The 14640-nt window shown below is 37.0% G+C and carries 13 protein-coding genes, 3 pseudogenes and 3 riboswitches; of the genes and pseudogenes, 4 read left to right on the top strand and 12 right to left on the bottom strand.

The genetic code is table 11. The features are described from left to right. Positions 1 to 87: 87 nt before the first annotated feature. Complete coding sequence (locus tag AC1FXP_RS06355; protein ID WP_480059488.1) at positions 88 to 585, top strand: hypothetical protein; 498 nt, start codon at positions 88 to 90, stop codon at positions 583 to 585. Between the two features lie 347 nt (positions 586 to 932). On the opposite strand, the pseudogene AC1FXP_RS06350 reads toward AC1FXP_RS06355, so the two are convergent. The 6 genes and pseudogenes from AC1FXP_RS06350 to AC1FXP_RS06325 all read right to left on the bottom strand — a co-directional run. Then, positions 933 to 1640 (bottom strand): annotated as a pseudogene (locus AC1FXP_RS06350) (ABC transporter ATP-binding protein); the annotation flags it as partial. Then, entirely contained in the window at positions 1559 to 1759 is a 201-nt protein-coding gene (locus AC1FXP_RS06345; protein WP_480059486.1) for a hypothetical protein, read from the bottom strand. The pseudogene AC1FXP_RS06350 and the gene AC1FXP_RS06345, both read right to left, overlap by 82 nt. Positions 1760 to 1814: 55 nt before the next feature. After that, positions 1815 to 1977: riboswitch (M-box (ykoK) riboswitch) on the bottom strand. A 7-nt stretch (positions 1978 to 1984) separates the two neighbouring features. Next, complete coding sequence (gene mgtE, locus AC1FXP_RS06340) at positions 1985 to 3346, bottom strand: magnesium transporter (RefSeq protein WP_480059484.1); 1362 nt, start codon at positions 3344 to 3346, stop codon at positions 1985 to 1987. Between the two features lie 16 nt (positions 3347 to 3362). Continuing rightward, positions 3363 to 3485 (bottom strand): hypothetical protein, encoded by a 123-nt coding sequence (locus tag AC1FXP_RS06335; protein ID WP_480059482.1) that lies wholly within the window; start codon positions 3483 to 3485, stop codon positions 3363 to 3365. 88 nt (positions 3486 to 3573) lie between these two features. Next, a riboswitch (M-box (ykoK) riboswitch) is annotated at positions 3574 to 3737 on the bottom strand. Positions 3738 to 3776: 39 nt separating this feature from the next. Further along, positions 3777 to 3893, bottom strand: a pseudogene (locus tag AC1FXP_RS06330) (magnesium transporter); the annotation flags it as partial. Positions 3894 to 4000: 107 nt separating this feature from the next. Next, on the bottom strand, positions 4001 to 4132 hold the full coding sequence (locus AC1FXP_RS06325) for a hypothetical protein (RefSeq protein WP_480059480.1): 132 nt from the start codon (positions 4130 to 4132) through the stop codon (positions 4001 to 4003). 248 nt (positions 4133 to 4380) lie between these two features. Beyond that, positions 4381 to 4546, bottom strand: a riboswitch (M-box (ykoK) riboswitch). A gap of 337 nt (positions 4547 to 4883) precedes the next feature. Between AC1FXP_RS06325 and AC1FXP_RS06320 the strand changes: the two are divergent. Next, positions 4884 to 5961, top strand: a pseudogene (locus tag AC1FXP_RS06320) (M42 family metallopeptidase). A 581-nt stretch (positions 5962 to 6542) separates the two neighbouring features. Then, positions 6543 to 7370 (top strand): GyrI-like domain-containing protein, encoded by an 828-nt coding sequence (locus tag AC1FXP_RS06315; RefSeq protein ID WP_480059478.1) that lies wholly within the window; start codon positions 6543 to 6545, stop codon positions 7368 to 7370. 168 nt (positions 7371 to 7538) lie between these two features. On the opposite strand, the gene AC1FXP_RS06310 is transcribed toward AC1FXP_RS06315, so the two are convergent. From AC1FXP_RS06310 to pssA, 6 genes are all read right to left on the bottom strand, one after another. Beyond that, positions 7539 to 8663, bottom strand: a complete 1125-nt coding sequence (locus tag AC1FXP_RS06310) for a histidine kinase N-terminal domain-containing protein (RefSeq protein WP_480059476.1) — start codon at positions 8661 to 8663, stop codon at positions 7539 to 7541. A gap of 191 nt (positions 8664 to 8854) precedes the next feature. Further along, the gene (locus AC1FXP_RS06305) at positions 8855 to 9733 is read right to left on the bottom strand and encodes an SDR family oxidoreductase (protein WP_480059474.1); all 879 of its coding nucleotides are present in this window, start codon (positions 9731 to 9733) and stop codon (positions 8855 to 8857) included. Between the two features lie 119 nt (positions 9734 to 9852). After that, positions 9853 to 11289 carry a carbon starvation CstA family protein gene (locus AC1FXP_RS06300; RefSeq protein WP_480059472.1) on the bottom strand — a complete coding sequence of 479 codons (1437 nt, stop codon included), beginning with the start codon at positions 11287 to 11289 and terminating at the stop codon, positions 9853 to 9855. A 220-nt stretch (positions 11290 to 11509) separates the two neighbouring features. Further along, positions 11510 to 12316, bottom strand: a complete 807-nt coding sequence (locus AC1FXP_RS06295) for a DUF2935 domain-containing protein (RefSeq protein ID WP_480059470.1) — start codon at positions 12314 to 12316, stop codon at positions 11510 to 11512. A gap of 134 nt (positions 12317 to 12450) precedes the next feature. Beyond that, a complete protein-coding gene (locus AC1FXP_RS06290; protein WP_034625140.1) occupies positions 12451 to 12726 on the bottom strand; it encodes an HU family DNA-binding protein in 276 nt (91 codons plus the stop codon). A 274-nt stretch (positions 12727 to 13000) separates the two neighbouring features. After that, positions 13001 to 13540 carry a CDP-diacylglycerol--serine O-phosphatidyltransferase gene (gene pssA, locus AC1FXP_RS06285; RefSeq protein WP_480059468.1) on the bottom strand — a complete coding sequence of 180 codons (540 nt, stop codon included), beginning with the start codon at positions 13538 to 13540 and terminating at the stop codon, positions 13001 to 13003. Positions 13541 to 13676: 136 nt separating this feature from the next. Between pssA and AC1FXP_RS06280 the strand changes: the two genes are divergently transcribed. Next, entirely contained in the window at positions 13677 to 14471 is a 795-nt protein-coding gene (locus AC1FXP_RS06280; RefSeq protein WP_480059466.1) for a phosphatidylserine decarboxylase, read from the top strand. The last annotated feature ends 169 nt before the right edge of the window (positions 14472 to 14640 follow it).

The following is a 14640-nucleotide window of genomic DNA, read 5'->3' as shown; positions in this document are numbered from 1 at the left end:
TAGCTCATGATAAAACCTCCGTGTAAGGGTTGTGTGGTAACTTCATTTTACACGAAGTATCATGGGCTTTTTTGTGTTTATTTTTAGGTGTCGCACTTAATATTACAATTCGTCATAAAAAATAAAATCGCTTTACTTGTCGTGGTAAGCACTTTAATTCTCGGAACCATTTTTGCTATCGACCAAACGAAATATACAACGTTTCAGGAGCAATTTTTAGAACACCTAAATGAAGAAAGCGAGGTTAGAAGTATATCAATAGCGGTTAATGATTTATCTGGAGATAGACCTGAAACAGTAGCGCATACAACTATTGAAGATGATTCACTCATTAATGATATCTTGGAGGATTTCGAAGAGATAAAACTTAAAATAGATGAGGATGCCCGTTTTCTTAGCAGGAGATATACAATAGGGATTACGGCTAATAATGAGATAAGAGAGAACTTTTCAAGAACAACTACTAAATATATTGAAATTGATGATAAGTATCTTGATGAATATAGAATCATTACTAATGTCAATCACTTAAAGACCATTGAATCACTTGTTCAAAATGAAGAGTTAGATAATGTAAGTAACTAAAAAGTGTTAGTTGGAAGAAAATACACAAAAAATACTTATACTCTTACTCAATCTTGAACTATTGTGAAGTCATTTCTTTTGGCTTATTAAGCTAACGGGGGCGTGAGATCGTTGTGGCGCCTCTACGATCTCACGCCCTTGCATCCACTTTTTTCCTCCAAAAACTGACCCGTTAAGTTTATCAATGCCTTCTTTTTGCATCTTAAAGAACCGCGGTGAACCGTATTAAATAATAACGAAGATTGCCCCTAACCCTGCATATAGGTCGCAGAAAGTATCCCCCTCCCTGAGAGCGACTGTCTACAATCCATGAATAAGATCGCAACACAAGGTTATTAGTCTAAAATTTAAGAGTACATTCTCATTTTATTATGATATCTTCCAATTGGTACCACAGAAGGAGAGCCAGAAACGGGGTCTTTGACTACCGTGCAATGAAGGCCAAAAATGTCATCAATTAATGCGCTAGTAATTACCTTTGATGGCTCGCCTTCTGCGACAAGCTTTCCTTTATAAAGAGCAAATATATGGTCTGCATAACGTGCCGATAAGTTGATGTCATGAAGAACCATGACAATCGTTGTTCCTTTTTTTTGGTTAAGGTCTGTCAGTAGGTCAAGAATTTCGACTTGATAGGTGATATCTAGATAGGTTGTTGGTTCATCAAGAAACAATATGTCTGTTTGTTGTGCCAGAGCCATCGCAATCCATACACGCTGTCTTTGACCGCCTGAAAGTTCATCAATATTTCGATCAGCAAATTCAGTGATCTTCATCATTTCCATTGCCTCAGCAACAGCTTCATAATCCTTTTTTGTCCAACCTTTTAGAAACGTTTGGTGTGGGTATCTTCCTCGTCCAACTAAATCTGCAACCGTTATTCCCTCAGGAACAATAGGTGATTGAGGCAAAAGTCCTAACACACGAGCCAATTGTTTGGGTAGAATTTTATTTATGGGTTTTCCATCCAAGGTCACTTGCCCAGAAGTGGGTTTAATAAGCCTAGCCATCGTTTTAAGTAGTGTAGACTTACCACAACCGTTTGCTCCAATAATTGACGGTCAATTCCAATTAACATCCCAAAAAATAATGCGAGAGCTAATTTTAGGAATAGTTCTAATTCATTCATCATAGAGTTCACCTTCTTTACGTATGACTTTTTTAGATTACCCATATAAAAGACAAAGACACCCAAAACGATCGAGGGTGTCTTTCTCATCTTACGAGCTATACATCTTCAATCGTTGAGTTTTAGCACTGTATAGCATAGGACAATTCCAGCTACATTAAAAACCACCTTGATCGATAGTTTCTGTTGACCCATTGGCGTCTCTCGACATTTCTGGGTAGCAGCGTATCTCTATACAGGAGCCTCACCTAACGAAGCATTTTTTAATTTTTACAAGAAGTCGAGTAGAGCTGTTGCAATTGAGAAGTAAATTAATAATCCAAGAATATCATTCACGGTTGTAATGAATGGACCTGAAGCAATCGCAGGGTCTAACTTTAACTTATTAATTACTAATGGAACAGTAGCCCCAATTACAGTTGCGATACTTAGAGTACAGAAAATAGAAAAACCAACGATTAATGCTAAGATCCAGTGTCCATGAATAAGTGTAACAGTAATTCCTAATACAACCATACAGATTAATCCAAGCATTAGCCCTGTTCCGAACTCACGTCTTACCATTTTTCCGATGGAACCCTTTTTAATGGTACCGAGCGCAAGACCACGTACAGCAACGGCTAGTGACTGAGTTCCAGTATTTCCTGCAGAGTCCATTATTAAGGGAATAAATGCAGCTAATAGAACAATAGCTTCTAATGTTTCTTCAAACTGCCCAATAACTTCAGCAGTAATAAGTCCAAAGAACATTAACATGATAATCCAAGGTGAACGTTTTCTAGCTGCTGTAAAAGCACTAACATTGACATCAGTAGCCCCTTTAGCTGCTGAAATTTCTCCTAAATCCTCAGTTGCTTCTTCCTCCAAAATATCAATGACATCATCGAACGTAATAATCCCAACTAAATGATTTTGTTTTGAGACAACAGGAGCAGCTAAGAAATCATACTTCTTGATAAGTCTTGCAACGTCCTCTTGATCCATGTCATCAGTTACAGATACTACTCTTGTACTCATGATATCTTCAATGACTTCCGTTGGTTGCGCAGTAATAAGATCTCTAAGTGAGATAACACCAACTAATTTCTCTAGTTCATCTACTACGTACAAATAGTAGATTGTTTCAGCATCAGGAGCCTCATTTCTTAGCTCTTCAATAACATTCGAAACGATGTCTGTTGATGAAATGCTAACAAATTCTTTTGTCATAACGGCTCCAGCTGTTTCAGGAGCATAAGACATAAGTTCTTTAACATCTTGAGCTTCTTCTTTGTTCATTTTCTGTAAAATATCTTCTGCTTTTCCACCTGTCATAACGGCTAAAAAGTCAGCAACATCATCTGCGAACATGTGGTTAAACATCTCTGAAGAATAACTCTCATCAAGCTCTTGGTAAATTCGTTTTTGATCGTCAATCTCTAACCCCTCAAAGATGTGAGAAAAATCGTCTGGAGTTAAATATTCATACACTCGTTTCCTTGTGTCCTCCTCCAACTTTACAAAAATATCTACCTGATCAGTTGGATGCAATTCTAAAAATGTTTCTCGAAACTGTTCACGGTCCTCCGCTTGGAGTGTATCTAAAATGAGCTGTTCGTACTGCTCACGATTTTGTTCATCTAATTTCACCATAATGAATCCTCCTTATTTAGGAGTCCATTTGCTTCTTCGTTGATAGACAAGGTGTGAATGGACTCCAATTACTGGTATTATTTTTCTCAAATGACAACTTATACACTAAATTAGGTTCAGGATGATTATCCTTTTCCATTCCACATACCTCCTAAAATAAACAAACACCTCCCACGAATGGAAGGTGCTGTGCAAATAATCTCAGTCCTCAACAATGAATACTGAAAAAATCCCTCCATTCGTAGAGCTTTAGCACTGTGTGGCATAGGACGAACCAGCTACATTAAAAACCACCTTATGTCGATGGTTTCTGTTGACCCATTGGCGTCTTTGGACATTTTTGGGCAGCAGCGTATCTCCAGCACAGGAGCCTTCCTTGCCACACGTAAGCGATCAGACACGCAGCTACACCAAGTACAGATCCCATGCTTGCGCCAACAAGCACTTCTTTACCGAGGTGATTTCTCCACTTTTTAAAAGAAATCTGTCCTAACACAAAGGCTCTTGTAAAAATAGATGATGATTGTGTACCAGCATTCCCACCCATATCCATAATAACGGGAATAAATATAGCTAATATAACGATTGCTTCTAAAGCTTCCTCAAATGCGCCAACAACAGCTCCTGCTAGCATTCCGCCAATTAGGGTGATAATTAAAAAGGGAGACGAACCTTCCAAATTTGAAAGACAGAACCATTTACTAAAACATTACTTTTTGTAGCTTCTTTTTCTTTGAATTCCATTAATTCTTTTTGAGTTTGTAATTCTAATTGAGATTTTGCCATGTTGATATCCTCCTCCGTGACATGAATTGGATTTCATGCCAATCTTTTTTGTGTTTAATAAAGAATAAATAAAATGACTCAGGTTCAGGACTACTATCCAATTCAAACCACCCCCAGATACCAAATTTAATTAACAGTGACAAAAAAGACACCTTCAACGAATGAAGATGTCTTGTACACAGCAAAATTAAGCAGAGTCCTACTCTAACAAAAAACATGTCAAAGTAAAGACACAGCAAAAAAGGGTCAAGTTTCCTCCATTCGTAGAGCTTTAGCACTGTGCGGCATAGGAAAATTCCAGCTACATTAAAAACCACCTTATGTCGATGGTTTCTGTTGACCCATTGGCGTCTTTGGACATTTTTGGGCAGCAGCGTATCTCCAGCACAGGAGCCTCACCTAACGAGGTATTCAATTAACAACAGGTCTAACAATAACAGGGATGACTTTAATTTGTCAACAGGTTTTTTATCGTTAAAAAATTTGAAAGTGGTCAATTAGACTATATTCGTAGTTGAGTTAGTCCTTAGAGTCGTCTAAATTATGACCTATTAATACAAAAAAGTATCTGATATATATAAAACATCTGAATCACTGACCTTTTGAAAATTACTACTTGTTTTGTCTAGACCTTTCCTTTATTTTTTTGAAAGGTAAATCTTAATTAAGAAATACAAACAATTTTATAAAAAATTGAATAATACGATCTCCCAAACTGATCCTATATGTATTAAGGTTGAAGGAGGATCCTATGGATAAAGCAAATTATCAATTGATGAAAGATTTAACTGAAACAGAAGGATTACCTGGGGTTGAGGAAAGAATTTACAAGGTGATGAAAAGGGAGATCCATTCTCATACAGAAAAGATTCATACTGATAACTTAGGCAGTATTGTCGGACAAATAGGAAATGCTAAAACCGAAAATAATGTTGGCGGGTCATCTGGATGAAGTTGGCTTCATTGTAAGCGGGATAACGAAGAATGGTTATTTACGCTTTCGACCATTAGGTGGTTGGTGGGGACATGTATTACTTTCACAGCGAGTAAAAGTTCTAACAAAAAGTAAAGATTTAACGGGGATCATTGGTTCAAAAGCCCCTCATGTTCTTTCCGCAGAGGAGCGAAAGAAAGTCCTTGATATTGATAAAATGTTTATTGATATAGGAGCAAGCTCACGTGAAGAAGCAGAGTCTTTTGGTGTAGCAGTGGGTGATCCTGTAGCTACGATTTGTCCTTTTGAGCCACTACCAAACGAAAAGATGTTACTAGCACGAACCTGGGATAACCGCGCTGGTTGCTACATTGCCCTAAGAGTATTAGAAAGACTAAGAGATCATTCATTGTCTAGTTCACTATATTCAGGTGCAACGGTTCAAGAAGAAGTTGGACTCAGGGGGGCAGAGACATTAGCTAACATGATTCAACCAGACATTGCTTTTGCTACAGATGTAGGAGTAGCTAGCGATATTCCTGGGATGAATCAAGAAGAAACAAGCCTTGAGCTAGGAAAAGGGCCAATCTTATGTTTTATGGATCGATCAATGATTCCACATCGGAAGTTGCGTGACTTTGTCGTAGAAACAGCAAAGGAAAAATCGATACCATATCAAATTGATATTATGACAGGTGGAGGGACTGATGCAGGAAAATTCCATGTAGCACACCATGGAATTCCTACAATGGTTGTAAGTGTGCCTGCAAGGTACATCCATAGCCATGTTTCGGTTGTTCATTATGATGATTTAGAGAATGCAGTAGAACTGTTATGTGAAGTAATTAAAAAGCTAGATCCTCAAATGATTCAACAATTGATTAGCTTGGATTGAACATCATAGGTAGGGACACCAAAGATAAAGGGTGTCCTTTTTCATAATCATCGAGTTGAAAAAATTATTGCAGAAGGAAGAAGAAGTGGGGATGGTAAAAAAGAAATGAATTCTTTCTTGGCTTGGATCAGAGATCGAATTCTGTCAATCCTTTTACCTCTATTTGTAGAACGAGGGAACCGATGGGTACATGAATATAAAATAGATATGGAGAAATAAAGTACATTAAGAACGGTGTAGCTATCATGTAATTTCCAACACGCTACCTGATAACTTAATGTACTATCAGGTAGCGTGTTTTTTTGTAATAATAGATATATTTTTATTTTTAGCTGTAGAATAGATTAATTCTAACTCCTTATACATTAGATCAGTTTAGGCTTCCTTCCGACCAGTAGTGAAATTACTTTTTCCCTCCTTTTGTCTTATGTTCCACAACTGGGACATTATTAATGAATAAAGAAAAATTGTTCTTGAGTAAATTCTACATCTATCATATACATCCTACAAATCTGAACGGATTATATCGGAGCGTTAAATGTTTAACTTGTTATTCTTAAAAGAGAAGGGAGGTTATTTAAATGGAATTGCTTGAAAGTATGAACGCAGTAGTAAGCTATATCGAAAACCATTTGGATGAAGATATTAATTACAAAGAAGTTGCAAAGATTACACATTTTTCTGACCATCATTTTAAACGAATGTTTTCATTTATAGCGGGGGTTACCTTGGCAGACTATGTGCGTAGAAGACGATTGACCTTAGCTGCCTTTGATTTAAAAGAAAGTGATATGAGAGTGATTGATGTAGCTATTAAGTATGGGTACAATTCACCAGATTCATTTTCAAGAGCATTTCAAGCATTACATGGGGCAAATCCTAGTACAGTGAAAAATTCAGACGTTCCTTTAAAAGCGTATCCTCGGATGACCTTCCATATTTCGATTAAAGGAGATGTTGAAATGAATTACAAATTTGTTGAGAAAGAGACTTTTACCGTAGTTGGGAAAAAAGAAACAGTAGCTTCTAGTGGAGATGAATTCAATCCAAAAATGTGGGAGCATATCGAGGAAATAGAAGAAGCTGTTAAGCCATACGATAATACTTCGTTTTCAGGTATACTAAATATTTCAGTGACAAAAGAGAATGGAGACATTGATTACTATATTGCTACAGCTACTACTAAGCAATGTCCCAAAGAACTTGAGATTTTGGAAATTCCTTCTCAAACATGGGCAGTATTTCAAGCAACAGGAGAAATGCCAGACGCTTTATTAACAACATGGGAACGAGTGTATACCGAATGGTTCCCAACATCTGGTTATGAATTAGCTGAAGCTCCCGAATTTGTAAAAGGAATTAGCGATACAAAAACGGAAATTTGGGTTCCTGTTAAGAAAAAGCAATAGTTAGAGGGAGGTCTTTGTGACCTCTCTTTAACTTATTAAACAAACGGGGGCGTTGATTTAACAAGGTCAGCGAATGAATTTTATAAACAAAGCCAAGGAAAAGGGCAAAGGTAGGGGAGGTGTGCCAAAAGCTGGTCCACCTCCAAACGTATTTGTCAAGTGTATTTCTTAAATAGGAAGGGAAATACGAAAAATAGTCTTTTGTTCATCTGAAGAACAGGTTAGTTCGCCTGAGTGCTTCTCAATGATTTTTCTACAAACAAATAATCCAATCCCAGTGCCCAGTTCCTTCGTCGTATAAAATGGTTCAAAGATCGTTTCTTGGACATCTAATGGAATCATTGGACCGTTATTTGAAACTTCTATGATAACTCGTTCATCCTCGATAAAACATCTCAAGTATATTTCTCTTGGTTTTGGACATTGCATGACGGCATCGATGGAATTAAATAATACATTTAAAAATACTTGTTTTACTTCATCTTTATGAGCTTCAATATTGATTATAGCATCAGTGTCCGTGAAAATATGAACATCCGAATCCACAATGCTTGGATAGAGGAAGTTTAATATTTCATCTAGCACATCACTTAATATAAAGGTTTCTTTTGGACTTTCTATAGTGTCCATTTTTGACGTATGCAAGAACTGAGTAATTCTAAACTTTAATTGATCTAATTCTAGTTCGATGATATCTAGATACTTTAAGTTTGGATATTCTGTTCGTAGCAATTTATTAAAGCCAATAATTGATGTTAACGGGTTTCTGAATTCATGTACAAAACTTGAAGACATTTGACCTAAAATGGCCAGTTTGTCTTTATGGGTTTGATTAATAAATAGCTTCTTTTCCTCAAGCTCTGACTCTTTTATTTCTGTGTACCGTGTAACGGCATGGTAGCAAAACTGATCAAATTGCGAATTAACCTTATCAACGATGAGTGGCAACTGGCTACTATTTACGTCTGCCTGTAGGACAAACTTAATAAGGATACTTCTACCTATATTAACGTTATAAACAAAGTCTCCTATGTTTATATTCGCTTCAACTCGTTCTTTAGCTACTTTGTACGCTAAATGTTTAACATCATCCATAGTAACTGTGTCCAGTAATGTATTTTTGATTAAAACATACATTAGATAACCGTTCTCTTTTACTTTTTCTTTATGAATATCTGCCTGATCTTGTATGGTTTGTTCTTGCCACATTGAGATAAAATTCGATTCATTCTTTTCTAGAAAATCAATTATTGCTTGAGGGACAACATTAGCTAAATCAGGCTCTAATGACATAGTAAAATAAGTCACCACTTTCCAATGAAATCACCATGTCAAAATAATGATGGTATTAATTTAATTAGACAATTTGTGAGTAATTCCTTTTGTTATTTTTGAGAATTAATAAATAATTGATGAACGAAGGCATAAAAAGCAAAATAAGTCACCCAGCCCACTTGGGTGACTTATGACAAATCAATTAGCAGCTATCCATTAATAATTTCTCCACCATTTACATGGAGGACTTGCCCAGTTACATAGGAAGAGTCATCGGAGGCTAGGTATACGTAACTTGGTGCTAATTCAGCCGGCTGTCCTGGTCTGCCCATAGGGCTATTCGTGCCGAACGTAGCCACTTGATCCGCAGGAAAAGATGAAGGGATAAGAGGTGTCCAAATAGGGCCCGGCGCCACTGCATTAACGCGAATTCCTTTAGATACAATACTTTGAGAGAGAGAGCGAGTTAAGGCAACCATTGCTCCTTTTGTAGAAGCATAGTCCATTAAAACCGGATTTCCTTTATATGCAACGATTGAAGCCGTATTGATAATCGTACTTCCTTTTTGTAAATGTGGCATGGCCGCTTTAATAAAATGAAAGCAAGAGAAGATATTCGTTTTAAAGGTACGTTCCATTTGTTCAACTGAGATATCTTCAATGTTTTCTTGATAATGTTGTTCAGCCGCATTATTTATTAAACAATCTAATTTTCCAAAGGTCGAAATCGTTTGTTCTATTGCTGTTTGACAGAAGGATTCATCCCCAATATCTCCAGAAAGCAACAGACACTCTCCACCGTATTTTTCAACTTCTTCTTTCGTCTGCTTAGCATCATCATGTTCTTCAAGGTAGACAACGATTACTTTGGCTCCTTCCTTCGCAAAGGCAATAGCAACAGCTCGTCCAATACCGCTATCACCACCTGTAATAAGTGCGACCTTATTATTTAACTTTCCGCTTCCTTTATAGTTTAGATCATCATAGACAGGTAAGGGGTTCATCTTACTTTCGAGACCTGGTTGGTGATTCTGAGATTGAGAAGGCTGCCCGTCCGTTTGTTTTGATTGTATTTCATTATATTTCATACGATCACTCCTTTTAAAAAATCATTATTAGATTGCTCTTGAAAAGGAGGAAATAATCACGTGTAAAAAAGAGGTGTCCTATAAGGAGATTCAACCTTTTTAGGACACCTTGAATAAAATTAAGCAGCATGTGAGCTTGATGAATTTACTGACTGTCTATGAGCTTTACGTATCTTGATCATGTACCAAATAGCAACAACAAGAGTAATCGCACCACCAATGGCAAGTGACAGTTCATATGGAAGAGAGAACCCTTCTGGTGCATATAAGAAATAAGTCGAAACAACAGCTGTCATAAATAATGCAGGAATTCCACAAATCCAATGGAATTTACGTGATTCTAATAAGTACATCGTTGCTGTCCAAAGCATTACAGTAGCAACGAGCTGGTTCGTACCTCCAACGTATCTCCATAAAAATGTATAATCGATCGTTGAAAGCCAAAAGGCTGGAATAGTAACAGGGATCGTAGCTAATAACACCCCTTTGAGTCCACGAACTTTAAAGAATTTCTCAACCAATTCAAATACCATCATACGTGAAGAACGTAACGCTGTGTCACCTGTTGTAATTGGTAGAATAATAACACCAAGAATTGCAAGAATACCTCCAAGTGTTCCAAGAAGCGTAGTTGAAATTTCATTTACCACTCCAGCAGGGCCACCTGCAGCTAGTGCCTCTTGAAGACCACCAGTACCACCAAAGAATGTCATACCAGCCGCAGCCCAAATGAGTGCAATGACTCCTTCAGCAACCATTGCTCCGTAAAACACTTTTCTACCATGTGATTCACGTTTGATCGTACGAGCGAGAATCGGACTTTGCGTACTGTGAAAACCAGAGATTGCTCCGCATGAGATAGTTACCATTAATAAAGGCCAAATTGGTAAGTCACCAGGGTGTAAATTAGAAATTGTAAGATTTGGGATGGGGCGATCTGTTAACAATAAAGCAATCCCAATTGAAACAGCCATAAAGATTAAAATGGCACCGAATATAGGATAAATTCGGCCAATTATACGATTTACTGGTAACACGGCAGCAATTAGAAAATAAGCAAAAATAATAACAAGTGCTACTGTAAAAGAAAGTGGCGTAAGACTTGCGATTAATTGTGCAGGACCAGCAGTGAACGCTGCCGCTACAAGAATCATAAGTACAATTGAAACAACGTTAATGATAACGCGCATCGTGTTACCAAGGTAACGGCCAACTAAGCTTGGAAATTGTGCTCCATTATGACGTAAAGATAGCATTCCTGAAAAGTAATCGTGAACCGCTCCAGCGAAAAGACAACCAATAACAATCCAAATGAAAGCAACTGGACCATATAATGCACCAGCCACAGCACCAAAAATAGGACCTAGACCGGCAATATTTAATAGTTGAATTAAACTTGCTTTCCACCATGGCATTGGTGTGTAATCTATTGCATCAGAATTTGTATAAGCAGGTGTCTTGTTTTGATCATTTATACCGAAGATGCGTTCCACAATTTTAGAATAGATAAAATAGCCAATAACAAGAAACGCAATCGCAAAAAGAAAAGTAAACATAATGAGTCCTCCAATTATCTGAAAAATCTAAGTATGATACGTATTGTAACTATTTCTTACATACGAATCAATATATTTTTCTGAAAAAACTTTAAATTCATTAAATTTAAGCGGTTTCAATTACAAAAAGGCTATTTTTTATTTTCATAGAGAGGATTAGCTAGTCTAATCTACAAATAAAAAAGATGAGTCCTAGAGCAGATTCACCTTTTTCAAATAATTATTCTTTTGATCGCGCTTTTGTTGGATCACAGTCAGGTGCATCGAGATGAGCAGATTCAGCTAATTTTATTAAGTAATAACATTCTTCACGTGCCATATGATCGGCCATTAATTGATCAAGTGTACCTAGGAGCTTATTTGTCATTTCCAATTCTTCTAGTTCCTCTAAAAACGTCTTAAACAAAATGAGCTCAAGTTTAACATTTTCATTAAACCGTTCAAGAGCGGGAAACTGATCAACATTTGCGCACAAATACCCAGCCATTTCAACAGCTTTAATATAATACTGCTCAAATCGCTTCGTAAATGCTTCACTTTTGTTTTGTAACTGTTTCTCGACTAAATCAAGTGAATCAGTAATCCCTCCTGCGTGGCCAGCCGCATCAAGAAGCCAGACCAAGTGATGGTGGAGTGGATGGGAAATTGGTGGTTCTTGTTGCTCTAATAGGTAAGGAAGAATTCGCAAATACTCATCAACCTCATTTACCATATGATTTAGAAAGGTTGGACTAAGTTCTATCGTTACGTCGCCGACCAAGTGTTCACGAATAATTTTAAGCTTAAAAGCCCTAATTCCTTGTGCTTGCTCATTTGCTTGTTCAGTCAGACGTTGAAGCTGCTCCATAGTAAGGTTTTGACGACTCGTATTAAGGAGTGAATCATAGGTATCAATAAAAGTTATAGCCGCTTGGACTAACTCTGTTTCCATTGGAGACAGAGTATCTCGAATAAATCTAGCATGATCACCTAAAATCTGTAGCCAAAATCGATGTTCAAACAATGCGGAATGATAGAAGTTATTCAATGAACGAAACCTCCCTTAAGGATACTCAATCAACAATATGTTGTTACAAAGAGCAATATGAGGCAAATATCAATACGAACCAAAAACAATCGAATAAAAAACGATGAGAGCTTGTCTCATCGTTACGTTGATTCTTATTCGTTTACAGCGTCTTTAAGTTGCTTACCTGGCTTGAATGCTGGGTTCTTTGTAGCAGGAATTTCAATTTCTTGTCCAGTCTGTGGGTTACGTCCTTTACGTGCAGAACGCTCACGTACTTCAAAGCTACCAAAGCCAACTAGTTGAACTTTTCCACCTTCAACAAGCGCTGTTGTAATACTGTCGAAAACTGCGTCTACTGCTTTTGACGCATCCTTTTTAGAAAGGTCTGCTTGCTCCGATACCGCATTAATTAAATCTGTTTTGTTCATGAAAAAAACTCCCTTTCATACCATGTTTTGAAAAACGCTCCATCCATGTGGTGAAGTGTTCATTCTTCATTTTTTAATAACTGTCCTGTTTCGACAAGCTAAAAATAAAGCCGCAACTTAATTTAATAATGAAACCCTAGTGGTGTCAAGACATTCAGCGGAAATTAAAGCATATTATCCCATTTTTTTCTCATTTTTTGACATGATCCCTTATTTTTTTGAATCTAACTGCAATTTTTGTAAAAAAATAAGAGGTGACTGAATTGTCAACCTCTTACATTTTCCGAACGGAAAATGTTGAAATCATGAATATACCTAGTATTAGTGTTATGATTAAAAAGTAAAATGGAGCAATATAGGAAACTAAAAGTAGCTGAAATGTTAAAATACAACCTGCAGCAGTAATAGGAAGGCCTACAAAATATCCTGTGCTTTCGGTAATGTTAAATCGAGCTAATCTAATTGCACCGCAAGCAATAAAGAAAATTGTAACAAACATACCTGGTAAACCAAAACTAAACAGAATTGCCTGATATAATAGAAATGCTGGGGCTACACCAAATGAGATAATGTCACTTAAGGAATCTAATTGTTTACCGAATTCTGAGGTACTATTAAAGCGTCTAGCAGCCGCCCCGTCCAAGCGATCAGTAAGTGCTGCAATCGTAATAAAAAGAAGTCCTAACCGTAATTCATTTTGTAAAATAAACATAATAGCAAAAGCACCTAGTCCTAAATTTAAAAGGGTTAAGGCATTGGCAATTTGCCCTTTTAATTTTTTGACGGTATGATCCAATTGATGTAAAAGGAACATGTCATCGACTCCTTATAAATTTATACTAAAACAAGTGGGAAATTAACGTTCTTAAATAATAATCATACCACATGTTGATGAGATCGACTAGATAATAAATAATGTTTCTGCTGTACAAATATTAGGAGGAATTATATTGAAAAAATTGCTTTTTCGTTCATGTATTGAACTTACAAATCATCGTTTGACATCATCAGCCTTGAGAAATTTCTCAAGATCAAAAATGAGCAAGCCATTAGTGAAACCATTTGCTCGAACGTTTCACTTAAATGATTCGGAAATGAAGAGACCATTAAATGAATACATGCATTTACATGACTTGTTTATTCGAGAACTAAAGCCTGGTTCACGACCCATTGACAAACAAACACACAGCCTTATCAGTCCTGTAGACGGAATTATGGCGCAGCATGGTGACCTTAGCAAAGGCACAGTGTTTCACGTTAAAGGACAAGACTATAATATTGAAGAAATGCTTGGATCTGCTCAAGCGGCAGAAACTTATTTCAACGGTCATTATTTTATCTTATACCTTAGTCCAAGTCATTATCACAGAATTCATTGTCCAGTTGATGGAATTATTAAAAGGCAGTGGCAGCTAGGCGGTCGATCTTATCCTGTTAATACATTTGGACTGCGCTATGGGAAAAGACCATTATCTAGAAATTACCGAGTGATTTCAGAACTTGATGTAAATGGCAAACATTTAGCGATTGTCAAAGTTGGGGCTATGAATATAAATACGATTGAACTTACCCATAATGAAGAACGTCTTTACAAAGGGGACGAAATGGCATATTTTTCTTTTGGTTCAACGGTAGTGTTATTGTGTGAGAATGGACTTTTATCGCATTCGGAAATTGAAGAAAATAGTGAAGTGAGAGTAGGAGAGACGATTGCATTATTAAACGAAAAAGGAGAAACCTCTTAAACGCTCTTGTATATGGATGAGAAACGGTCTACGGCTGGTTTAAGGAGAGGGCACTAAAAAAGGTAAAAACCGAAGGCCACTGAAAAAGTCCTTTCTAGCCGATTCGAGGAAGCAGCAATGGCTCCACACGTTGCGCGCCTGCTATGAGAAACCCACTCATAGCAGGCTT

The organism is Halalkalibacter sp. HAAS-P013, assembly GCF_056619925.1.
Note: the sequence above shows the minus strand (reverse complement) of the source record. Positions and strands in the feature narration are given on the sequence as shown.